Source organism: Shewanella sp. 433, from assembly GCF_059338565.1.
The window spans coordinates 1,184,654-1,208,285 of record NZ_CM181703.1; the positions used below are offsets into that span (position 1 = coordinate 1,184,654).

19 protein-coding genes and 2 pseudogenes are annotated in these 23,632 nt (G+C 48.2%); 12 read left to right on the forward strand and 9 right to left on the reverse strand.

All coding sequences use genetic code 11. The features are described 5' to 3' along the window. Positions 1 to 39 precede the first annotated feature (39 nt). The 4 genes from AC5YB1_RS05340 to AC5YB1_RS05355 form a co-directional block, all read right to left on the reverse strand. A complete protein-coding gene (locus AC5YB1_RS05340) occupies positions 40 to 3,177 on the reverse strand; it encodes an efflux RND transporter permease subunit (protein ID WP_494521015.1) in 3,138 nt (1,045 codons plus the stop codon). Next, the gene (locus AC5YB1_RS05345; protein ID WP_494521016.1) at positions 3,177 to 4,391 is read right to left on the reverse strand and encodes an efflux RND transporter periplasmic adaptor subunit; all 1,215 of its coding nucleotides are present in this window, start codon (positions 4,389 to 4,391) and stop codon (positions 3,177 to 3,179) included. The genes AC5YB1_RS05340 and AC5YB1_RS05345 overlap by 1 nt, the downstream gene beginning before the upstream one ends. Positions 4,392 to 4,604: 213 nt before the next feature. Further along, positions 4,605 to 5,834, reverse strand: coding sequence for an ATP-dependent RNA helicase SrmB (gene srmB / locus AC5YB1_RS05350; RefSeq protein ID WP_494521017.1), 1,230 nt, complete (start codon positions 5,832 to 5,834; stop codon positions 4,605 to 4,607). 149 nt (positions 5,835 to 5,983) lie between these two features. Then, positions 5,984 to 6,712 (reverse strand): tRNA1(Val) (adenine(37)-N6)-methyltransferase, encoded by a 729-nt coding sequence (locus AC5YB1_RS05355; protein ID WP_494521585.1) that lies wholly within the window; start codon positions 6,710 to 6,712, stop codon positions 5,984 to 5,986. A gap of 464 nt (positions 6,713 to 7,176) precedes the next feature. On the opposite strand from AC5YB1_RS05355, the gene brnQ reads away from it, so the two are divergent. The 8 genes and pseudogenes from brnQ to AC5YB1_RS05395 all read left to right on the forward strand — a co-directional run. After that, positions 7,177 to 8,493, forward strand: a complete 1,317-nt coding sequence (brnQ, locus tag AC5YB1_RS05360) for a branched-chain amino acid transport system II carrier protein (RefSeq protein ID WP_494521586.1) — start codon at positions 7,177 to 7,179, stop codon at positions 8,491 to 8,493. 229 nt (positions 8,494 to 8,722) lie between these two features. Continuing rightward, positions 8,723 to 9,607 (forward strand): site-specific tyrosine recombinase XerD, encoded by an 885-nt coding sequence (gene xerD / locus AC5YB1_RS05365; RefSeq protein ID WP_494521587.1) that lies wholly within the window; start codon positions 8,723 to 8,725, stop codon positions 9,605 to 9,607. Between the two features lie 207 nt (positions 9,608 to 9,814). Next, positions 9,815 to 10,543, forward strand: coding sequence for a bifunctional protein-disulfide isomerase/oxidoreductase DsbC (gene dsbC, locus AC5YB1_RS05370; protein WP_494521018.1), 729 nt, complete (start codon positions 9,815 to 9,817; stop codon positions 10,541 to 10,543). Positions 10,544 to 10,754: 211 nt separating this feature from the next. Then, a complete protein-coding gene (recJ, locus tag AC5YB1_RS05375) occupies positions 10,755 to 12,479 on the forward strand; it encodes a single-stranded-DNA-specific exonuclease RecJ (RefSeq protein ID WP_494521019.1) in 1,725 nt (574 codons plus the stop codon). A gap of 774 nt (positions 12,480 to 13,253) precedes the next feature. Then, a pseudogene (locus AC5YB1_RS05380) lies at positions 13,254 to 13,484 on the forward strand (transposase); the annotation flags it as partial. Between the two features lie 396 nt (positions 13,485 to 13,880). Continuing rightward, on the forward strand, positions 13,881 to 14,087 hold the full coding sequence (locus AC5YB1_RS05385) for a hypothetical protein (RefSeq protein ID WP_456041046.1): 207 nt from the start codon (positions 13,881 to 13,883) through the stop codon (positions 14,085 to 14,087). A gap of 129 nt (positions 14,088 to 14,216) precedes the next feature. After that, positions 14,217 to 14,903, forward strand: coding sequence for a hypothetical protein (locus tag AC5YB1_RS05390; RefSeq protein ID WP_494521020.1), 687 nt, complete (start codon positions 14,217 to 14,219; stop codon positions 14,901 to 14,903). A 70-nt stretch (positions 14,904 to 14,973) separates the two neighbouring features. Beyond that, positions 14,974 to 15,609: pseudogene (locus AC5YB1_RS05395) on the forward strand (transposase); the annotation flags it as partial. Positions 15,610 to 15,891: 282 nt separating this feature from the next. On the opposite strand, the gene AC5YB1_RS05400 reads toward AC5YB1_RS05395, so the two are convergent. After that, the gene (locus tag AC5YB1_RS05400) at positions 15,892 to 17,049 is read right to left on the reverse strand and encodes a membrane dipeptidase (protein WP_494521021.1); all 1,158 of its coding nucleotides are present in this window, start codon (positions 17,047 to 17,049) and stop codon (positions 15,892 to 15,894) included. 272 nt (positions 17,050 to 17,321) lie between these two features. Continuing rightward, entirely contained in the window at positions 17,322 to 17,993 is a 672-nt protein-coding gene (locus tag AC5YB1_RS05405) for a type 1 glutamine amidotransferase domain-containing protein (protein ID WP_475514733.1), read from the reverse strand. 125 nt (positions 17,994 to 18,118) lie between these two features. On the opposite strand from AC5YB1_RS05405, the gene AC5YB1_RS05410 reads away from it, so the two are divergent. After that, positions 18,119 to 19,006 carry a LysR family transcriptional regulator gene (locus AC5YB1_RS05410; RefSeq protein ID WP_494521588.1) on the forward strand — a complete coding sequence of 296 codons (888 nt, stop codon included), beginning with the start codon at positions 18,119 to 18,121 and terminating at the stop codon, positions 19,004 to 19,006. Between the two features lie 7 nt (positions 19,007 to 19,013). Here AC5YB1_RS05410 and AC5YB1_RS05415 read toward each other — a convergent pair whose 3' ends face one another. Next, positions 19,014 to 19,595, reverse strand: a complete 582-nt coding sequence (locus tag AC5YB1_RS05415; protein ID WP_494521022.1) for a TetR/AcrR family transcriptional regulator — start codon at positions 19,593 to 19,595, stop codon at positions 19,014 to 19,016. Between the two features lie 82 nt (positions 19,596 to 19,677). Next, entirely contained in the window at positions 19,678 to 21,102 is a 1,425-nt protein-coding gene (locus AC5YB1_RS05420; protein ID WP_494521023.1) for a coniferyl aldehyde dehydrogenase, read from the reverse strand. Positions 21,103 to 21,359: 257 nt separating this feature from the next. On the opposite strand from AC5YB1_RS05420, the gene AC5YB1_RS05425 reads away from it, so the two are divergent. From AC5YB1_RS05425 to AC5YB1_RS05435, 3 genes are all read left to right on the forward strand, one after another. Continuing rightward, on the forward strand, positions 21,360 to 21,737 hold the full coding sequence (locus AC5YB1_RS05425) for a SpoIIAA family protein (RefSeq protein WP_475514729.1): 378 nt from the start codon (positions 21,360 to 21,362) through the stop codon (positions 21,735 to 21,737). 225 nt (positions 21,738 to 21,962) lie between these two features. Beyond that, a complete protein-coding gene (locus tag AC5YB1_RS05430; protein ID WP_475517038.1) occupies positions 21,963 to 22,394 on the forward strand; it encodes a universal stress protein in 432 nt (143 codons plus the stop codon). A gap of 60 nt (positions 22,395 to 22,454) precedes the next feature. Then, positions 22,455 to 22,898 (forward strand): universal stress protein, encoded by a 444-nt coding sequence (locus AC5YB1_RS05435; protein WP_475514728.1) that lies wholly within the window; start codon positions 22,455 to 22,457, stop codon positions 22,896 to 22,898. 66 nt (positions 22,899 to 22,964) lie between these two features. Here AC5YB1_RS05435 and AC5YB1_RS05440 read toward each other — a convergent pair whose 3' ends face one another. Further along, positions 22,965 to 23,552, reverse strand: coding sequence for a TetR/AcrR family transcriptional regulator (locus AC5YB1_RS05440; protein WP_494521024.1), 588 nt, complete (start codon positions 23,550 to 23,552; stop codon positions 22,965 to 22,967). Positions 23,553 to 23,632: the final 80 nt, after the last annotated feature.

Here is a 23,632-nt window from a genome sequence, read left to right on the forward strand (position 1 = left end):
ATCAAAAAGGGAGGCAATGCCTCCCTGTTTGCCAGCGGTTTAAGGCTCAATCACCTCATCGGTTTTAGGCTGCCACCACCACTGGAAGAGACGGCGTGCTGTGCGCTTAATATCATCGAGAATAATATAGAGCACTGGGACTAAAATTAGCGTCACCACGGTCGAGAATAAAATACCAAAGGCCAATGAGGTGGCCATAGGGATCACTATCTTAGCTTGTAAGCTCTTTTCCATGATGATGGGCACTAAGCCGACAAAGGTGGTCAGCGAGGTTAAGATAATCGCCCTAAAGCGATAGCAACCGGCATCAATGGCCGATTGCACCAAAGATAAGCCTTGCTGGCGTGAGCGATTAACAAAATCGACCAAGATCAACGAGTCATTCACCACCACGCCCGCCAACGCGACGATGCCACAGAGGCTGAGCACGCTCATGGATAATCCCAAAATAAAGTGACCAAACAGCGCGCCAATTATCCCAAAAGGGATAACCGACATGATGATCAAAGGTTGGCTGTAGGATTTAAGCGGAATCGCCATCAAGGCATAGATGGTAAACATGGCAAAGAAGAAGCCTTGGATCAGGCCCACCATCGCACTTTGTTCGTCGGCGCTACCGCCATCTAAGGTGCTGGAGATATGCGGGTATTTACTCTGCAGTTGCGGTAAAAACTCCTCTTGGATCTCGGCCACCACTTTGGCGGGTTCGACAATCGTGGTATTGGCGTTGGCGCTTACGGTAATCGCCCGGCGACCGTCGACCCGCGTGATGGAGGAGTAGGAATCACCTAGCTCTATATTGGCCACGCTAGAGAAGGGCACCGAGGTGCCTTGAGGTGTGCGGATCATCATATTTTCAAGATGGCCCACGGTGCGGCGCTGCTCAAGTGGGTAGCGCACCATCACTTTGACTTCTTCTTTATTGCGCAAGATCCGCTGCGCCTCAAAGCCGTAGAAGCCGTAACGCACTTGGCTAGCCAGATCGGCCAGGGTTAAGCCTAGCGCCTCGGCGGCCGGTTTTATCGACAAACGAATTTCATGGCTGCCCGACGAGTAGTTATCCGAAATATCATACACCCCTTCATAGGTGCGCAGCTTCTGTTTTAAGTCATTGGCGGCCAAGGCGAGTTGCTCAAGATCGCTAGAGGTCAACCTAAAGGAGATATCACCGCCGGCGTCGTTGGTGCTGGCGTTAATGTTGAGCTTTTTAACCGAAATCAGCTCTGGCAATGCCTCACGCCAAGCGGACGCGATGGTCACGCCATCAACTTCTCTGTCTTCCCCTTTGGTCAGCTCGGCAAAGATAAAGGCCGAGGTACGCGAGCTCATATTGATAAAGCTATGTTTAACTACGGGGTAGCCATATTCGGCTTCCATCTCATCGTTCATGCGATACAGAGCGCTTTCAATCTCTTTAACCACTTTTAAGGTGTTGGCTTCAGAGCTGCCCACATCCATTTCCAGTCGTACCTGAATAAAATCAGAGGGAATATCGGGAAAGAAGACCCAGCGCACTTTACCACTTTCCACCAAGGCGATGGAGAGGATCAACACTCCAACAAAGGTGGCGACCACATTGTATCTATGCTTGATACAACGCTCGATAAACACTCGATATTTATGGTGAATAAAGTGTTGAACCTTATGGTTGAGTGCCAGCTTAAAGCGCACAAACGCATTGGGGTTAGGGTTAGGGCGACTCGGTTTCATGTGGGCTAAATGGGCGGGTAAAATCAGTTTTGACTCCACCAAGGAGAAGGCTAAACAGAGGATCACCACCAGGCCTATCGACTTCCAAATAATCGCCATCGGTCCAGACACCATCACCATAGGCATAAAAGCGGCGATAGTCGTCAGTACCCCAAAGGTGGCCGGCATGGCCACTTTTTGTGCACCTCGAACCACATTGTCCAGCGAGTGACCATGGCGCTCAATTTCGGTATAGGCGCTCTCGCCGATGACAATGGCATCGTCGACCACTATCCCCAGTACCAAGATAAAGGCAAATAGGGTCAACATGTTGATGGATAAAGAGAAGGGCTCTAGCGGCATAATAAACATCGCCCCCAGAAAACACACAGGTAAGCCCATCATCACCCAAAAGGCCAATTTCAACTCGAGGAACAGGGCCAAAATGATAAACACCAATAGGGCGCCATAAAACATGTTTGATATCATCATGTTTAAACGACCCTTGAGGTAATGGGTCAGGTCGCCCCAGGTATCTAATTGGGCATTGGCTGGCAAACTGGCGCGGCGCTGCTCAATGTACTCTTTAACTTGCGATGAGATATCCAGTGCATTTTGGTCATCGACACTCAACACTTCGATAATCGCCGCCGGTTTGCCATTAAAGCGGGTGTATTCTAGACGGTCTTCGAAGCCATCACGAATGGTCGCCACTTGAGGGAGCATGACGCGGCTGCCGTCGGGGCGAGTGCTCACCACAATTTGGGCAAAATCATCACCGGTATAGGCTTGGCCTTTGGTGCGCAGGAGTATGTCTCCATCTTCGGCGCGAATGGAGCCGCCGGGCAGATCGATAGAGGAGTTACGCACAGCTTGAGCGACTTGGGCAAAACTTAAATTGTATTCCCGCAGTTTGTCTTCTGACAGTTCGATACTGATCTCGTATTCACGTACGCCAGTGACCTGTGCGCGAGTGACGGCGGGCAGCATGGTCAGCTCGTCGCGAATGCTCTTGGCCAGCTCTTTCATCTGGTGCAGATCCATCTCGCCATAGACCGACACCCAAATCACATTGTTTTCAGGCTTAATGCGAAAAATATTGGGTTTTTCGATATTGTCGGGAAAGGTGGAGATAGCATCGATATTCAATTTAGCTTCATCGAGAATATCTTGCGGATCGAAGCCATCGGCAACCTCAATGGTCACATTGCCAAAGCCTTCACTGGCGACGGAGGTGACTTTTTTAATGCCGCTAATATCTTGAATTGCTTCTTCAATTTTAATGTTTATCCCTTCTTCAATCTCTTGCGGCGCGGCGCCAGGGTAGGCGACCGAGACTTGCAAGTAGTTGAGTTCGAATGAGGGAAACACCTCTTTATTGATCAACACGGTACTAAAGAGCCCGCCAATCAATAAAATAATCATCAATAAGTTGGCGGCAACACTGTTGCGGGCAAACCAAGCGATAATGCCTTTTTTGGTATCCATTACTGTTCACCTGTTGCCATTAACGTGGTGGGGGCAGGCTCGCTATCGTGCTTCGAGTTGTCATCAGCTTGCTCGCCTATCACCTTAACTAGCTGGCCGGTGGTCATATTGTTGATGGTGGTCAGTGAAATGCGCTCGCCATCCACTAGGCTGTCTTTGATATAGACATTGTCGATATCGCTGCGAACCACATTGACGCTGCGCATCTCAAGGGTATTGTCATCTCGCACTATGGCCACCTGATTGTTACGCACGATATGGCGCGGCAGTTTGACTATGCCATCAACGGTGCGACCTTTAATCACGGCGGTGACAAAGCTGCCAAATTTTAACGGCAGTTGTCCAGCTTGCTTGCTGTCTCTCAGGTAGGGATCTTTAATTTCGGCGACTAAATACACCATGCGATTATCGGCGTCGATCACCCCTTCGCTACGGACAATTTTCCCCGTCCAATAGACAGTGCGACCTGCGAGTTCGGCGCTTAAGGTCACTTCGGTATCGGGGTCGTCCACCGATTCGAGATAGGCCAGCTCACTGTTGGCCAGTGGCAGACGTATTTCGGCGGTGCGAGTATCGTAAAGTTCACCAAGGTTAGTGCCTAAGGTAACGTATTGGCCAAGGTCGACATTTCTCACCTTGATGATGCCATCGAAAGGCGCGCGAATGACGGTTCGGGCTAAGTTTCGCTGGGCGCGGGCTAAAGCCGCCTCGGCAAATTTGACGTTAGCTTGCTCTTTTTTCAGTTGCGGTAAACGCAGTCCCAGTTCAGGAGCTGCGCCGCTGTCATAGTCTTCCCAATCTTTTTTAGCCACCTGACCGCGGGCGATCTCTTCATCGAGTAGGGCTTTGGCCTGAGCGAGTGTGGCCTGCGCTTGGATCAGGTCGGCTTGATAGTCCGAAGGTTCAATCTCGGCCAGTATATCGCCACTTTTAACTATGCCACCGGCAACAAATTGCTCGGAAATGGTCAGCATACGCCCCTGAACTTCTGTCACCAGTTGGGTGCGGTATTTGGGATTGACTACGCCATATGAGGGCAGATTTAGCGATACGGTTTGCTGGGTCACCGTCATCACATCGACAATCGGAATAGGGATCTCATCGGGCTTTTGCTCAGGGGCCTCTTTGGTGCTTATGAGCAGCGCGGCTAATCCACCAAAGAGTGCCAGAATTAGAATAGGCGGAAGCGTTCTACGAAGAATTATTTTTATCATTGCCTTGATGCGGTTCCATGCTGCATTGCGTTGGCTGTTAAATTACCAGAGTCTGCACTTAGGGCAAACGTCTTTTTGTAACTAAAATGTGTCAAAATGGCGTTAACATGTTGATCTTGATGATTACGCAACGGCTAAACGCTAAATTAACGATACAAAAAAGCGCCCGTGATGGGCGCTTTTTAAGTTGTCAGCAAAGTGTAACCGAGTGAGTTACTTTTTCTTTTTGCTGGCTTTAAATTTTTTACTGACCTTTTTATCGACCGCTTTGCCTTTTTTCTTAGACGGTGGACGAGCCTCTTTATGTTTTGGGCGTAAGCCTTCAATAACGCGGCGTTTTAACGGTTGTTCAATATAGCGCTCAATCTTAGCGACAATGCGCATATCATGGGCTTCGGCCAGTGAAATGGCGGTGCCTTTGTTACCGGCGCGGCCTGTGCGTCCGATACGGTGCACATAGGTATCGGCCGAACGTGGCATATCGAAGTTAATCACGTGGCTGATATCGTCAACATCAATACCACGCGCGGCAACATCGGTAGCCAGTAGCACTCTGACTTCACCTTTGGTGAAACGCCCTAGGGCTTGAAAGCGTGCTTTTTGCTCCATATCACCGCGCATAAAGGCGCAATCAATGCCTACGCGCTTAAGCTGGCCTTCGAGGCTGGCAACCACTTCACGGGTTTTAACGAATACGATGGCGCGGGTCACATCTTCACGTTGCAAGATGCTGCACAGCAAGGCAAATTTATGCTCTTTATCGTCGGCCAAATGGATCCACTGATGGATTTTGGCTTTTTCGCTGCGCGGCGGCTTGGTTTCGATAGTGACAGGATTGGTCAGCAGCTCTTGAGCGAAACGGCTAACACCGCCACCTTCGAGTGTGGCCGAGAATAACATGTTCTGTTTGCGGCCCTGCGCTTCGATAGCGATGGCCTGTACGATAGAGGTAAAGCCCATGTCCAGCATGCGGTCGGCTTCATCTATGACTAAGATCTCAACTTCTTGAGCATCAAACTGCCCCTTGTCGAGGTATTCCATCAAACGGCCAGGCGTGGCCACAAGAATGTCGACATTCTCACTCAGCGCCTTTTCTTGCGGTGCATAAGGCACGCCGCCAGTAATAATGGCGATATCTAAATCTAAGTCGGTAGCCAGGTGAGACGCATAGCGGTGGATCTGGCTCGCAAGCTCACGAGTCGGGGTTAAAATCAGTACCCGAGCTTGGCCAGAAAAACGGCGTGGGAAATCGATAAGATGCTGCAGCGCGGGCAGCAAAAAACTCGCCGTTTTACCGGTTCCGGTTGGGGCGCGCGCAAGAATGTCTCGCTGCTCAAGCCCGAGTGGGATGGTCTGTTGCTGGATGGTGGTGGGCGTATTGTGGCCCATCGCCTTGAGTGACCTCAGTAAAGTCTCGTCAAGGTGGAAATCTTCAAATTGCATGCGCTGCGTCTCAGTGAATAATAGCGCGGCATTATACACCGAAATTAGACTCAAGTGCGAGGATAGTCATCAGCGACTGGTGGATAATCAATAAGCCACTTTGGGGGCTTTATCGACAGCCATCAGTCGCAATTGGCACTGATTAATGCTTAGAGCTTGAGGTAAAACGCCTGAGTCAGTGCCACCATCTCTTTAGTGTAATTGCCGCTGCTATCTCGAATGCACAAGGACTCAGGTTTATCTGAGAGAAATGCTGTTGGCTGTGTTTGCCCTTGATGGCCCAGTAATAATAGATGGCGATGGGGGATTTTTCCTTCGACACTGGCCACATCGACGCGTTTGAGCAGGGTGAGCTGATGTGCACTGAGCAGAGATAAAAACACCGTGAGGCTTTGGGTAGGCAAAATGAGACTGGCGCGTCCCTCGGGGTGCAGTAGTGTTTTTATCGCATCTAACAGCTGAGGAAAACTTAAGCCTTGGGTATGGCGAGCCAGCGCGCGGCGGTCAGTGGCGGCCCGCGGCCCGTTGTCAAAATAGGGCGGATTACACACTATATGATCAAATAAGTTTGGCTGCGTAAGCTGGCTCAGCCATTGATTGATGCACTGTGGTATTAAGGTGATTCTACTGGCCCACGGGCTGTGATTAATGTTGTTGCTACAGTCGATGACGGCATCATTATCCAGTTCGATAGCGGTGATGTTTGCCTTACTGCGCTGGGCGGCCATCAAAGATAAGAGTCCACTGCCTGCACCGATATCGAGAATCTTGCTTGCCTCAGTCAAGGGCGCCCAAGCGCCTAAGAGTACGCCGTCGGTGCTCACTGGCATGCCGCAATGACGATCATCAATATGAAACTGCTTAAAACTAAAAGGCATAAGAATATCGGTAATACAAACTATGGCCGTCATTGTACTGCATAGTGAATGTCGGGCAAAGCTGGGCCTCACCGGATAAATGCAGTGGATCTAACCATGGTAAAATGTAGCCTGATGTAATGAATGGGGTGTGTCTGTTTTAGGCTTGTTAAACTTTTGGTGTTAATCGTCGTTTGTGGCCGCTGTTTGCTTGTTAATCGATAGCTATTTTGCTAATAGTAGTCCCCCAGTTTGCGGCGAAAGCCCGTAAATTGGTTTAGGTAATCCAGTTTGAATGCATTGTTGGCGTTAGTTGATTCTGCTGTTGTTCAAAAAGTAGTCTTAAGCGGCTAGATTTACCGTAAGGTCGTGTAATTAAATGTTTACACGCAATGAATGTCGTGAAAATTATCGGCTTATTTTCCACAAGTGATTGAGATCATTATAAAAGCAGTTTAACGGGGCGTTGTGTGCAGAATAATAAAATGAGTATGACCGATACATTAAGCTTAGGTTTTATGACCTTTGCTTTTTTTCTTGGTGCGGGAAACTTAATCTTCCCGCCATTGGCTGGCTTTTTAGCCGGTGAAAATATGTCACTAGCCATGATTGGCTTTTTACTGACAGCGGTAACCTTACCCCTTATTACCTTGATTGCAGTGGCTAAAGCCAACGGCAAAATCATGGGGTTGTTACCTCCCGTCGCCGCGACCATGTTGGCTGTGGCTATTTATATCATCATCGGCCCTGCATTTGCCGCACCGCGTGCTGGCTTGGTGGCCTATGAGATGGGATTTAAGCCCTTTATTGATTTTGGTGATGACACCTTTACGCTGCTGGGGCTCGTGCTTAACGGTTCGCAGCTGCTGTATACCCTGATCTTCTTTGGTATCGCTATGCTGCTGTCACTGTTTCCGGGTAAATTACTCGATAGTGTCGGCAAGGTACTGACCCCCATCATGTTGCTATTGTTACTTGGCTTAGCTGTTTCAGTCATAGTGCTGCCCAGCGGCGATATCGGCCAAGCGGTGGGTGAGTATCAACATAGTCCGCTGTCGAAGGGGATTTTAGAAGGCTACAACACCATGGATACCCTGGCGTCGCTTATTTTCGGTATGTTGATTATCGATATTTTGCGTAAGAAGGGGGTTGAAGCACCCAAGGAGCAAACTAAGTATTTAGTGCGCGCGGCATTTATTGCTGCCGCAGGCTTGGCGTTTGTGTATATCTCATTATTTTACCTTGGTGCCAGCGCGGGCGATTTGGCAGCGGGTGCTGATAACGGCGGCGTGATTTTGACCAATTATGTTAATGTTCAATTTGGTGCCGCGGGCCAGCTCTTGTTAGCAGCGGTTGTTACCTTAGCCTGTTTAACCACTGTGGTGGGGCTGGTATCAGCTTGTGCCGAATACTTTAATGAGTTGCTGCCTAGCTTGTCCTATAAGTTATTGGTCGTGATCATGAGCCTAGCGTGTGTCACTGTGGCCAACGTTGGTTTAGCTCAGTTAATCAGTATCAGTATTCCAGTGCTTGTGACGGTTTATCCGGTGGCGATTGCGCTGGTTGCTGTGACCTACCTGACTGAATATTTCGATCGCCCAGCACTGGCTCACCGCTTAGTGTTAAGCGTGGCCCTGTTCTTTGGCGTTATCGATGGCCTAAAGGCGGCGGGGCTCGACATGAGTGTGTTTGATGCGATGCCGATGCACAATGAAGGCATGGCTTGGTTGTTGCCTACAGGGCTGGCGATTATTGCTTGCTTGATGCTCAAACGCCCAAAGGCGCAGGCGGTTCTCAATTAAGGTGAACCGCGCTCATCATCTATTAACTAGCTTAAACCGCTGCGAGCTAACCTTTGGTCGTTTGCACGGCTCATCTAGTTCGCACAGTAGATAAGTCATAAGCCAGATAGTGCGTTTGTTGTTTGCGACAATCTTGGCCTATCGCGTAAGATAACGGTGTTAATTCAGTTGAGTTAACACCGTTTTTGTATAAGGACACCGCGTGACTTCAAGCCAACAAGAGTATCAAATGGACCCCTTAATCGAGCCGTTTCTCGATGATCTATGGTCGATGAAGGGGCTAAGCGATAACACACTGCAAGCGTATCGAAGCGATTTGTGCCATTTTGATCGCTTTGTCCAAAGCCAGCATGCAGCGCTTATCGAGGTTGACGCTGTGCTGGTGAGAGAGTATCTCAGTCAGCGCTTCGATACTGGGTTTGCTAAATCCAGCAGCGCCAGACTCGTCAGTAGTTTACGGCGATTTTATCAGTATTTGGTGGCTAAAAAGCGCATCGTTATCGACCCCATGGCGATGATCAAACCGCCTAAATTGGCGCGCACCTTACCCGATTCGCTCAGCGAAGCCGATGTTGACCGATTACTGAGTGAGCCCAATGTCGATGAGCCAATCGAGTGTCGCGATCGGGCAATGTTAGAGTTACTGTATGCCAGCGGTTTGCGGGTGTCGGAATTGGTTGGGCTGACGCTGGATCAACTCAGCCTGCGTCAAGGGGTGGTACGTATTGTCGGTAAGGGCAGTAAAGAGCGATTAGTGCCACTGGGGGAGATGGCGGTGACAGAGATTGAGCAGTATCTGGCGTCGGCGCGTTTTGAACTGTTAAAAGGCAACAGCAGCGATGTGGTATTTCCCTCGAAACGGGGCACCATGATGACGCGGCAAACCTTTTGGCATCGCATTAAACTCTATGCATTACGGGCCGGCATTGCGGTGCACCTATCACCTCATACACTCCGCCACGCCTTTGCTACTCATCTGCTTAATCATGGCGCCGACTTGCGGGTTGTACAGTTGTTGCTTGGCCATAGCGACCTGTCGACCACCCAAATTTATACCCATGTGGCCAAGGCCAGATTAGCTAAATTGCATCAAGCGCACCATCCAAGAGGGTAGGCGGTGGAATAATTTGCTTTCCGTGCTTTGAACATGTAACTTTTCAGCCTTTAGTCGGGTCTATATAGCAGACCACTTATGTAATTTGATGCAATCGCTGCTTAATTCGCTGTCGATGTAGCCGCAAGTTTGAGTGGTGTTAAGTGATATAAACACGACCTTGTTTTGGTTTAATGGTTGTAGTCCAAATACAATACAGGATATCTAATGAACTTTACCCGCACTCTAACTTTGCTATGTGCCCTTGTGGCCGCGCCGTTTGTCATAGCAGCTAACAGCACTGTCGATAACACTGAGCAATTAAAGCAAAAACTGGCCAGCACTTTGAGTGTGGAAGTGCAAAGCCTTAATATGTCGCAAATTCCAGGCCTTTATGAAGCCATCACCGATCGTGGCGTGCTTTATATTAGCCAAGATGGTAGTAAGTTATTCCACGGTAGCTTATACGATCTTGATAACGGCATGAAAAACCTCACCGAAGCGGCGCTGGCTGGCCCTCGTGTCGAAATGATCAAGCAGTTTGAGCCTAATATGCTGGTCTATAAGGCTAAAGATGAAAAGCACATTGTGACCGTCTTTACCGACATCACCTGTGGTTACTGCCGTAAGCTACATAATCAAATGGATGAATACAACGACTTAGGCATTACCGTACGTTATTTAGCCTTCCCACGCCAAGGCGTACCATCGAAAAACGCTAACGATATGGCGGCCATTTGGTGCTCGGCCGATCCGCTAAAAGCGATGACCGATGCCAAGGGCGGTAAGTTGGTCGACACGGCTAAAAACTGCGATGCCAACATCTCGCAGCAATACAATTTAGGCCAAACACTGGGCGTTAATGGCACGCCGGCTATCGTATTAGAAGATGGCACTATGATCCCAGGTTATCAACCTCCAGGGCAATTATTGCAAGCGCTTGAGCGCGTACAATAAGCTTTAAATTGGCTAAATCGTGTGATTGAAAGGTGAGCTTACGCTCACCTTTTTTGTGCCTACTTGCAATGGTTCTCGCCGCGCAGGTATTGAGTGGCTGGTATCTGCTTCTATCTAGCGCTGATAGATAGTAGCAATCGATACTTTTGCTGTGTGTTCTGCCGCCGCCTTTGTTATGCTAGCGCCATTGTTTGTTGAGGTTATTTACGCTGTGATCCATAAGATAGTTCGTCGCCCTAAGGTGGATGATAATCATCTTCCTGCCCATCTCTCGCCTATTTTAAAGCAAGTTTACGCCAGCCGAGGTTGCAGTGATGCAGACTGTGAGTTGGCGCTTGCTAACTTGCTACGGCCTAATACCATGAAAGGCCTCGATGTGGCCGCGCGGCTGATTGCCGATGCCATGGCTGATAATCGTAAAATCCTTATCATGGGCGACTTTGATGCCGATGGCGCCACCTCTACCTGTGTCTGTTTGTTAGCGCTGAAGATGATGGGCGCGCAGCAGGTGGATTACCTCATTCCAAACCGCTTTGATTATGGCTACGGCCTCAGCCCTGAGATTGTTGCTGTGGCTTACCGTAAAGAGGCGCAGCTGCTGATCACTGTCGACAATGGCATCTCATCTATCGAGGGCGTTGCCGCCGCCAAGGCGCTAGGCATGACTGTGGTGATCACCGACCATCATCTGCCAGGCCAAACGGTGCCGGCTGCCGATGCCATAGTGAACCCTAACCAACTCGATTGCCCATTTGCCAGCAAGTCGATTGCGGGCGTTGGCGTCGCCTTTTATTTAATGTCGGCATTAAGAGCCGAATTAAGAACCCGTGGCTGGTATCAACAGCGCGCCATTGCCGAGCCAAATTTAGCCAGCTTACTGGATATTGTGGCGCTGGGCACGGTTGCCGATGTGGTCTCGCTCGATACCAATAACCGTATCTTAGTCGATGCCGGTTTAAAGCGAGTCAGAGCCGGCCGTTGTCGCCCCGGGATCACCGCCTTATTGGAAGTCGCTAAACGCAATACTTCACGTATTGTGGCCTCTGATTTTGGTTTTGCGGTTGGCCCCAGACTCAACGCCGCCGGGCGGCTCGACGAGATGGCTCTAGGGGTTGAAACCTTACTATGTGATGACATCATGCAAGCTCGGCGTATGGCCAGTGAGCTCGATAGCTTAAACGCCGAACGGCGCGATCTTGAAGCCGATATGCAGCAAGAGGCGCTAAAAAGCCTTGAGGCGCTGAGTTTAGATGAAGCTGACTTACCTTGGGGAATCGCGCTTTACCAGAGCGATTGGCACCAAGGGGTGATAGGTATCTTGGCTTCGCGCATTAAAGATAAATATCATCGCCCGGTGATCGCCTTTGCCGAGGCTAATGAAGGCGAGATCAAAGGCTCGGCGCGCTCGATTAAAGGCCTGCATATGCGCGACTTACTCGAGCTAATCAATACCAGACATCCAGGTATGATCATCAAATTTGGTGGCCATGCCATGGCGGCAGGCTTATCGCTTAACGCTGGCCAATTTGACCGTTTTGCCAAGGCGTATGATGAAGCTGTGCGAGAGTTACTGGCCCCCGCGCAACTGACCGGTGAAATTGTTAGTGATGGTGAGCTATTGCCCCATCAAATGACGATGGCGTTAGCCCAAGAATTGCGTAATGCCGGCCCTTGGGGACAGAATTTCCCAGAGCCGTTATTTGACGGTTACTTCAGAGTGGTGCAGCAGCGCATTGTTGGCGAACGTCACCTTAAGCTCGTACTGGAAACCGAATGCGGCCAAACCATGGTCGATGCCATTGCCTTTAATGTCGATTTAAAAACGTGGCCTGATGCGACCATTCAATTTGCGCAGGTAGCTTATAAGCTCGACATCAATGAGTTTAGGGGCAATGAGAGTCTGCAGTTTATGGTGGAGCAGATAGAACCTAAGTGATTAGGCCTTCGAATGAAGGCTTGGCATTTTTTTAAGTTTACTTGAGCAGCGTTATGCTGAATTTTCATTTATTGATGTGCTATGAAAACGCACCTTAATGGCAATTAATAGCCTGCCGCAGGCTTTATGTGCAAGCGCTCTTTTGGCTCGGTGAGTGAAGCGTAGCTTCGAGCCCACGAACGAGAGACAGGGATTGTCGAACTGGCTTTTAGATAGGGATATCGTTGCGAGCACATCCCTGTGGGCTCTGCGAAATCATCTGACCTCCAAGGACGGAGGGAATGTCAAAAAATGTAGGGAACATTTTTGGCCATGATTTCGAAGGCCAAAACCGCGCTTACACCTCTCTCTAACGCTTCTTCGATTGGACTTCATTTGATACGACTAGTGAGTTAAAGGCTAAGAAGCTTTTGCCCCAAAGTGTGCTGGTTTTGGAATGAAGGCTTGGCATTTTTTTGAGTAGCGGCTGGCTGTATTTTCATTTATTGAAAGTGTTTGAAGGTCGAACCTTCGCTGTTTGAAATTGCTTGCAGCAGGCTAATGTGTAAACACTTCTGCGGCACGCTGTGCGCCATCCATGGCCGCTCTACGGTTTCATCCCTGAAACCGAAGGCCGCAGCCGCGTTTACACTTATCTCTAACGTCTCTTCGATTTAGCCGTATTTGATGTGGGTTGCTAGTTCAAAAGCTAACTAGGTTCTGCTCCTTTGTGAGTTACAGGCGATAAGCAGTACAGAACAGTGACGAGACTATTGACTGTACTGCTCAAGCCAAACTGGACGTATTATTCGTGACGATAAACGTGGCGCTATCAACGAAAACAGTGCCAACGTACTGACAAGATTGAATATCCCGCATGAAAATTGGGTTAAGCTCGTTAGCGAATTTGGTCAATTGTTTCATGGCCCAGTGGGCACATTACAAGCACTCACCCATTACTGCGAGCACTTAGAGAAGCGGCGCCGGCACTTTGTAACGAGCTGCCAGCATTTCAAAATAGACTGATATTAACGCTTTATTGCATCACAAAACCTGTTGTTCTTCTGGTGCAATAGGTTGGTTTAGTGCAGCTGAAATACGCCATTTTTAAGTCAGCAGGCTTAATGTCGTCATACATCGATATTCAGGCCATATTGTTTCGACCTAAAATGACCAAATCACATCACGGCGATTGAACATAAACCGAAAGCGTATTATGTTATTGTTTTATAATGGGGGGGGGGTATTTTCTTTTCGGCTTATTTAAAGAAATTATCTGGGGATTCTCTAGGCTGAAACCTAGGGGTTGTTAAACTCTTGTAATTTTAAAAAAAAGTGTGTCAGATTTTAATTGAAGCTTTGTTATGGCATAACAAGGCTTTAGTAATTTTAAAGTCAACATGTAATATAAAAGGAATTTTAATGACATTTAATATTAAGAAAACTAATCTGGTACTATTTTCTTCATTGTTAGTAGTCGCAACATTTGGCGTTCTGGCTGATAGTATTGTTGTAACACCTAAAGGTACATATAAATGTGATAATGTTTGTGTTGTCGACAGTCACGGAAATGTTACGGATTGCTGCGGAGGATCGGTCTGGAGAAAAGAAACCGAAGATCCCGTCTAAGGCAAAATTTTTCAGATGTATAATATATTAACTGATAGTTGAGCTGAAGTGCGCTCAACTTTTTACGATTATTTTAAAGTTTAGCTGAAAAGATACCTTTTTAATCAAGGACTTTTATCAAGGAATGTTATGAAACTACAACCGTATATTTTTTCTATTCTGGCAATATCAATCGCCACATGGGGATACATAGAGTTTATTAATAACGAAAAAGAAAATGAATTTAATCAAAATGAGGGCAATATCGTTTCCGATATAGCAAACGCGGATGGCTTAAGCCCAGATGACGCGGCTATTTTGGTGCATTCTGATTTGACAGTTAACAATGCAGATAAACTAATCAGTCATGATAGTTTGACTAATGGAGATGATAAAAAAAATGAAGATGTAATTTCGACTGAGCTTCAAGATAATAATGTTGTTTTTGAAGAAAATGGGAAATTAGTATTCGATGAATATTACCTAAAAGAGCTATCCTTAAACGAAACTTTCGATTTTATAGCTAGTTTACCACTTACTATCACCAACCCCGAGTCACTAATTATTATGGAAAACATTAATGAGGGAATTGGAAAAGATTTAGTGGAATATGAAGATATGAATCTCAAGACGGTATCTTGTTCAGACAAACTTTGTGGCATTGTCATTTCCTCTGAAAATCGTTCTAATGTTGATTCTTTCTTAGATTTAATTACATCTAAGCCTATTGTAAAAGAAAAGCTAAAGGGGGGGAGCTTGAAAATTGTGGAGGATAATGGCGAATACTATGGGGTTTTATTTGGTGCTATTGGAAATATGCCGATACAACATAAGTAAAATGAAAGTTGCATAGCTATAGGCTGTGGTAAGCCCCTAATTTTTTAGATGGGAAGGCTCAGGAAAACTGCGACACTGGTTAACGCCAGTCAAATCGAAAATGCGTTATGAAGTCGTTGAAGCGTTTTCTGATAATGATTTGCTTATTGATATGCCTGTATCACCGCAAGCGAGAAAGAAGAACCCAAATTTACCTGAAACATGGCGCGCGCGTTTTATTGCTAATCAAAAGCCAAAGGGTGAGATTAAAGGCTTCGTTACCTCGCTGGTTGACCCCACTCGGTATCCACTGGATAAGCTACTTAATATCTACTGGTAACACTGGGAAATTGAAGAAGGATATGGCGAGCTTCAGCAAACTCAACTGCAAAGTAAGGTGACGTTACGAAGTCAAGTTACTGAAGGGGTCAGACAAGAACTATGGGGCGTACTTATCGCTTACAATCTGGTTCGTTTAGAAATGGTAGCGATAGCAAAGGAAGCTGAAGTTGCTCCAACGCGTATCAGTTTTACCGCAGCAATAAGCTTGATAGACACACAATTGATGTGGCTTGCTTTATCGCCGGATGGGAAATTGCCGGCTAAGCTGAAGCAAATGTGAGCCGATATAAAACACTTTATCCTTCCAGATAAAAGAAAGCACCGAACATATCCACGTTCAGTGCTCTATATACCTAGCCGTTACCCACTAAAATATAAGCAATAATGCTTAACCGAATAGCATTAACTCTATTGACTGGCTTTGTGGGCGCTATTTGTCAAAATAATCAGAGATTACTTCCTGGTATCAAACCTTGACGCTGAACGAGCGTTTTTACATGGTTAATTTAGGGGGAGATTAAAAGATATATAGACAGCCATAGTTAATGGCATCACTCACGACCTCCAACTATGCTTTGAAAGAGCATTTAACAAGGAGGTAGTATGTCGAGACCAAGACGAACTGCGAGCTGTAGGCTGATCGCTAACCCGCCTAGGTTAACCGGTATTAACTCAATACCTGCGTCAACACGCGTTGCCAGTTACCGCCCATGATCTTGCTGCGATCGTTGCTACTAAAACCGGCGGCAGATAACGCATCATCGATATGCTCCATGCGATCGATATGATTAAGCTCTGGGATCACCACATGCTCGGGCTCGATATCAAAGCCTAATACGCCGCGCGCCCGTAGGCTATGCCACCATTCGATGTACTGTTTTACGCCCTCGGCATTATTGTTACCCAGTTTAATCAGGTTTTCATGGCCGCGAAGGGGGTAGTCATTGGCGATCGCGACGGCGTCGATACCGCCGATATTGGCCACATGTTTAAGGTGCGCTATATAGTGCTCTGTGGTTGGCGTCTTATCGGTTGTCAGCCAGAAAGTCATCATAAACACCCCAAACAGGCCGCCAGTATCGGCAATGGCTTTAATCACCTCATCGGGAGAGCAGCGAGCATGATTGACGATAGCGCGCACGGCGCCATGACTTTGCACTATGGGCACTCGGCTTGCTTTGGCGCTATCAAGCGCCGATTGTGGGCTAGAGTGACTGACATCGATGAGCATCTTGTTGTGATTAAGCTTGTCGATTAACTGATGACCTGCGGCGGTTAAGGGTAAATTGAGCCCTTGCTTGCCATCGTTATCTAATGCGCCGCCGCTAAATTGATTGCCGTAGTGATGGGTCAGTTGCAGTACCCGCAGGCCGCGCTGATAAAACTCATCCACCTGATTAAGATCGCTATCGATACTCTCTTCGACGCAATCGGCGCCTTGGATCTGAAATATCACCGCAGTGCGTCCAGTGTCGTGGGCGAGGGCTATGTCGCTGGCACTTTTGCCCAGTAATAGTTTGTCTGGGTTGGCATTCACCCGTGTTAATGCCTCACTAATGCTGTTAACGCAGGCGTTATAGGTGCGCTTGTAATTGGTAGTGCCATCGGCTTGTTCAATGGCTTCGATGGCTGAGATATCACACAAGTAAGCATCGAGTTTCGAGGCGCTAAGATCGGCTAAATCATCAGGTAGAAAGGAAAGACCATCAATATAGAGCGGTTTAGCCATTGGCTGCGCAACAGCGCTGAGTTGAGCAAATTGACTCAGTGCGCCTGCTGCGGCGAGTGCTTTGATAAGTTGACGTCTGCTGACTTCGATTGCCATCTAACATTCCTTGTGATGATTGTTTTTTAGTGTTACCGAGTGGTTGATACTAACATCAAAAATGTGGTCAAAGTAGGGGGGCGTGGTGCGCTGATGGATGAAGTGGCGACTCTGAGTCAGGGCGGTTAACGGTAAATAACAAGGCAAAAAAACGCCAGATGAATCTCTTCATCTGGCGTTTTTTATCGCTAAATCAAATAGTCGCTAACTCACTTAGTCGGATAGCCACTTAGTCGGATAGCCACTTAGGTGTGATAGCTACTTAGGCCGATTTAGGCTAAATGCTTAACGATAGCTTTACCAACGGCACCAGCACTGGCGGGGTTTTGACCTGTGATTAAGCGGTTGTCTTCGATAACAAACTCATTCCACGGCTGCACCTTAGTGTAACGTGCGGCGCTGCGGGTGAGGGCTTCTTCGAGCAAGAAAGGAATTTTGTCTATTGTGCCGTAATCCACTTCCTCTTCGCGGGTAAAGCCTGTGACCGATTTATCGGCAATCAGCTTTTGGCCATTACTTAAGGTGATGGGCAATAGACCTGCTGGGCCATGGCAGACCGCGCCGATGACGCCGCCCTGCTCGTAATGAGCCGCGCTGAGCTTAGCCACGTTTTCGTCGCTGGCAAGATCAGACAACAAGCCAAAGCCACCAGGGTAGTAGATAGCAGCATAATCATCGATATTAATTTGTGATGCAGGAATGGTGTTATTGACGCGGGTCTGGAATGACTCATCGGCCAGTATGGCATCATTAATGGCATCACCTTCAAGGTCGGTGCCATAAAGTGGTGCTTTACCGCCTTTAATAGACACTAAATCATATTCAAGACCGGCATCAAGCATCTCATGCAGTGCGTGAGTCAGCTCGGGGGCAAAGGTGCCATTGGCTTCATCTGTGGTGCCAAGGGTTGCGTGATTAGTTAGCAGGATAAGCACTTTTTTCATGATAGAACACTCGGTTTGTTGAAAGTGATGCCATTGTAATTGTTGTCATCAAATATGATAATCTGCTTAAAGTGCAAATTACTATTGTTATATAGCAATAATGGTGCGGGTAATGAGGGTGAATGATGGACAGTTTTGACGGCATTGTTGAATTTATTGCGGTGGCAGAATCAAACGGCTTTTCGGCGGCGGCGCGCCAGTTGGGAAGTTCGACTAGCCATGTTAGCCGCCAAATTGCTCGCTTAGAAACGCGCCTTGGCTGCGCCTTATTTGCCCGAACGACTCGCAGCGTTAGCTTGACTCAGGCGGGTCAGAGCTACTATCAGCAGTGTAAAAACTTGTTGGTGGGATTAAAGCAGGCCAACGAAACGGTCAGCCAGCAGCAGTTACAGCTTAATGGCACCTTAAGGGTTAGCGCCGCTGGCGCCTTTGCCGAGCAGTATATTGCGCCGGTATTAATTCAGTTTGCTAGCCAGCATCCTGAGCTCACCATCGATATGGACTTTAACAGTCGCATGGTTAATTTTGTTGAAGACGGTATCGATTTTGCCATTCGGTTTGGCGCGTTAAAAGACTCAGGCTTGGTGGCGCGTAAGCTGGCTAACCGTGACATGATGGCGGTGGCGAGTCCGCAATATTTAGCCGAGCATGGTGAGCCGCATCACCCTAGTGAACTTAAGCGTCATAGCTGCATTATTTCTAATAATGAACATTGGCTATTTCATCACCCCGACAGTGCGGGCGGGCTCAACATCAAGGTTGAGGGCCGTTGGCGTAGCAATAATGTACCTGCGGTGATCGCGGCTGCCGAACAAGGGCTAGGCATAGCCTATCTGCCTAAGAGTAGTTTTATCACCTCTCTCGAAAAAGGCACCTTAACACCCGTATTAGCGCCATTTTGGACGAGTGGATTAACCAGTTGGATTGTGTATCAAAATCGGCGCTTTCTACCGCTGCGTGCCCGTATGGCGATAGATCACCTATTAGCGCATTTTGCCGACTGGCAGGAGTAGCTAAAGGTTACGCGGGTAGGCTTGCCATGGCATGCCAAAACAGCTTGAAGCTAGCTTCTTTGTGGCTGGCCTGCTGCCATGTTTGGGGGTTATCAATAAAATAACGGGTGGCGGCAAGGAATTGGCCGTGGCAATTGTCTTGCATCAGCGCTACCGGGTAGGGGGCGATAACCCCTTGGATTTGGCCTTGTTTAATTAAGTCACCAATAAAGCCTAAAATGGTGTTCATCGCCTGCATACGCACCGCTTGCTCAACCGTTGGTGACATAGAGTACTGTTGAAAAAAGGCCTGCTTGAGCGGATTGTCAATCGCCCAATTGAGGGCGCTAAACCAGAGGTGTTTAGCATCTTGCTTAAGATCCCCCGAGGGCTGAGCGCTAGCGATAATCGCATCGGCAAACTCTTGCTTAATCGATAAAAAAAGGTGCTGCATGAGTGCATCTTTAGAGGGAAAGTGGTGAAACAAGGTGCCTGTGGCCACGCCAGCTTGGCGGGCTATCGCCGCGGTGCTGGTGGCATGAAAGCCTTGGGCAACAAACAGGCTGAGTGCTGTGTCTAAGATGGCTTGTTTTTTGTCGGTGATGCTCATGGTGTTCCTTACGGCGTTCCTCACAGGCTGCGGGCACATGGCCCGCAGTAGCGTTCTATCGCGTGCAACCTCGTTGTGGGCGTTAGCGTAAAAACACTTTCATCAGCAGCTTTTGTATTATGCCACCATAAGGGGGGTGGACTAACTTGCCGGTATTCAACTTTCCGCGGCTGAGCACGGTTTTGGCGTGGCTCATGGTTAAAAAGCCTTCTTTACCATGATAATGCCCCATGCCCGAGGGACCAATTCCGCCAAAGGGCGCGTCATCGGCCGCCACATGTAACACGGTTTCGTTGATACACACGCCACCAGAGTGGGTGTGGCTTAAAATGCGTTGCTGAGCCGTTGCATCGAAACTCATGATATATAAGGCTAACGGGCGTGGGCGCTGATTGATGTAGTTTATCGCTTGGGCTAGATCATCATATTCTATGATAGGCAGCAGCGGGCCAAAGATCTCCTCTTGCATCACCAGCATCTCATCATTGACTTGGCTTAGCAGTTGGGTGGGGATCTTACGCGTCTTGCTGTCGATAGCTTCACCATTGGCCGAGGTGATGAGCGCGCCTTTGCTGCGGGCATCGTCGAGCACGGCGATTATCCTGTCAAACTGACGTTGATTAATTATGGCGCCATAATCAGGGTTGTTGGCGATTTGACCATACATGGCATTAAACTTTTGCGCGAACGCTTGCTTAAAGGCGTCGGTTTTTCCCTTGGGCAGTAACACATAATCGGGAGCAACACAGATTTGGCCGGCATTTAAGCACTTGCCGTAGATCATCCTCTCGACCGCTGTCTCAAGTGGCATATCATCGGCAATGATCACCGGCGATTTCCCCCCCAGCTCTAAGGTGACTGGAGTAAGGTTATCGGCGGCGGCGCGCATCACGTGACGCCCGACAGTGGTTGAGCCGGTAAACAATAGATGATCGAAGGGCTGCGCCGAAAAAGCCGCCGCGACATCGGCCTCACCTTCAACGACGGCGACCACAGTGTCATCAAATAGCTCAGCGAGCATCTTCTTTAATACAGCATTGGTGTGCGGCGTGAATTCAGACAGCTTGATCATGGCGCGGTTACCAGCCGCCAGCGCGGTAATTAACGGCCCTATAGATAACATCACCGGGAAGTTCCACGGCACGATAATACCAACGACTCCCACAGGTTGATAATGTACGGTAATGTTTGCTGGCGCCAGTAGCATACCGGCATGACGACGACTGGGCTTCATCCAGTTTTTTAAATGTTTAAGAGTGTAATTAATATTGTTAATGCAGGGCATGATGTCGGAAATCAGGCTGTCGTCAGCCGAACGGTGGCCATAGTCTTGGGACAGGGCCTCAATAATGCCGTTTTGCTGCGCGAGCAGGGCTTTTTTTAAGGCCTTGAGTTGTGCTTTTCGCGCATCGAGATCCGGAGTCGGTTGGCGCAGATAAGCAGATTTTTGCGCGCTTAATCTCTGTTGCAGTTGAGTGGCAATATCGGTTTGCAGTGGCATATTCATTACACCTGTCCTTATTCGCTAGCGCGTGGATGAGTGGTTACCGCTCGAACGGGTGCGCTCAAGATAAGCTTCTCTACCTTGGCATTCAATAAAGTAACCGACTGATTAGTCGGTCTGATAATAGATGAACTTTTTCTTGTGGTCAAATAAACATCAGGCTCACTACAAAGTGTGATCTAGATCAACAGTGTTTATGGCACCGAAAACTACACTTAAAGATGAGCGTTTAAGTGATGATTGAGTCATGGGAGGGGCATATGAGTGAATTACAGCATGGTATTTCCATTGGTATCGAACGTAATGATGACAATGTTTACTTAATGATGACGGCCATCGGCAGTTTAACCCACGCCGATTATGAGTTGATGACCCCTATCCTGGAGTCGGCCTTAGCTGGACTCAAGCAGCCAGAGGTGGTTGCGTTAGTGGATATTACCCAATTAGAGGGGATCTCGCTGCATGCCGCGTGGGACGATCTGCAACTGGGGCTTAAACATGGTAAAGCGTTTCGTAAGGTGGCAATTGTTGGACGAGGCGATTTCCAGCAGTGGATGAGCCGCATTGCCGGCTGGTTTAGCCCTGGAGAGTTTAAATTTTTCGACAGTCGAGCTAAGGCGATAGATTGGTTGATGTGAGCCGAGCGAGCATGTCGGCAGACGTGAGCTAGTACTTAATGAGACTTAAGTTGATGAAGCTTAAGTTGATAAAACTGTGTCATCTGATTACGGTTACTTAACGGTTACTGGGTTATCCGCTAAGCTTAATGACGGTAAGCTGTGGATGATATTTATCTAAGCTTGCTCTAAAACGGCTCAATGATACTACCGCTTACATCTAGCCTTACCGCTAAGGAGTTCATGATGAGAAAAGGTCAAATTTTATGTCCAACCGACTTTTCCGAAACAGCGTCCCATGCGCTGTCTTATGCTATCGAGATGGCCAACCTTTATCAGGTGGGCTTTCGACTTTTACATGTCGTCGAGCAGCCCATAGGTGATGAAAATTACCAAATCTTGGCTATTACTCCCGAGGAATTAGCTAAGACGATGGAAGATGCCGCTGCTGAAAAAATGAAGTCATTATTAGCTAATCTCGACAGTAACCTAGCGGTTGAAACGATTATCCGTCGGGGAGATGCGGTGGCCGAGATCTTAGCCGAAGCCGAAGAGAACGGTGCCGGTATGATTGTGATTGCTAGTCATGGCCGCACGGGTTTTTCCCATTTTTTACACACCAATGTGGCCGAGGCCGTAGCCAATGGGGCTAAGTGTCCGGTATTGGTCGTGAAATAAAGGTGTGAACCACAGACGTTGTGATTGCCTTGGCTGACACCATTATTGAGGAGGTGAGTGATGCGTACTCATCAAATTTTGTGCCCGACCGATTTTTCAGAAACGGCTTCGCATGCTTTAGGTTATGCCATTGAAATGGCATGCCTTTATGGTGTCGATTTACGAATAGTGCATGTGGTAAGTCAGCCCTATGGTGCTCATAATTACGGTATTATGATCGATAGTAATGAAGAGTTAGAGCAACATTTGCATGCCTACGCCAGTGGCAAACTAGGGAAAATTGTGCGAGACGCCCAATTAGAGATGCCCGATGGACTGACGGTTTACAGTAAAATTAGGGCCGGTGATGTACTGGGGCAACTGCTGGCGGAAGTGGAAGAAAACGACATTGGCATGTTGGTCATTGCCAGTCACGGTCATCAAGGGTTATCGCACCTACTGAACCCCAATATCGCCGAGTCATTGGCTAATAAAGCCAAATGCCCGGTATTAGTGATCAAATAGATGTGTGCGCTGATGCCGTGTAACAACCGACGAGTGACTGATATAACAATCGTTACGGAGAAATGGTTACGGCCTAATACAAGTGTCGTGATGCAGTTTATCGGCTAACGATTGCAGCACCTGCGCTTGGGGATGCGTATGGGCAAAGGTGCGTAATCCATAAATGCCCATCACAAAATAGTGGGCTAAATCCCTGCTGGAGCGATGAGCAGGGATCTCTCCTGCATCAATAGCTTGCTGAAACTTATCGGTTAATGCGTCAAGCCAGTTGGCCAAATGTTGGTTGATTATCGCGCGTATCTCATCATCTTGCTCGGCCAGTTCATTCAGGGCTTTGGTGAGTAAACAGGCCCGAGCGGCATCGCAGCTAAGGCACTCCAGCACTATATGATCTAAATAGGACTTGAGCTGGCTGACGATGGGCGCGTCGGCCTGAAAGAATCCATCAAACTCCACGCTGCGATCGTGGCGATATTGGCCTAATGCTGCTAACAGCAAACCGCGCTTATTGCTAAAGGCGCAATAGATAGAGCCAGGGTGCAAGCCAGTAGCCTTGGTTAAATCTTGCATGCTGGTTTTGGCATAGCCTTTGGCCATAAAGGCGGTCATGGCGTGCCTTAATACCTGCTCTCGATCAAATTCGGCGTTGCGCATATTTCTCTGTCTGTGGTCGGCATATGTGTTGCCATTGTACTCAATCTTGAATGCTTGTTCAAAAAAGATCTTGAATGCGT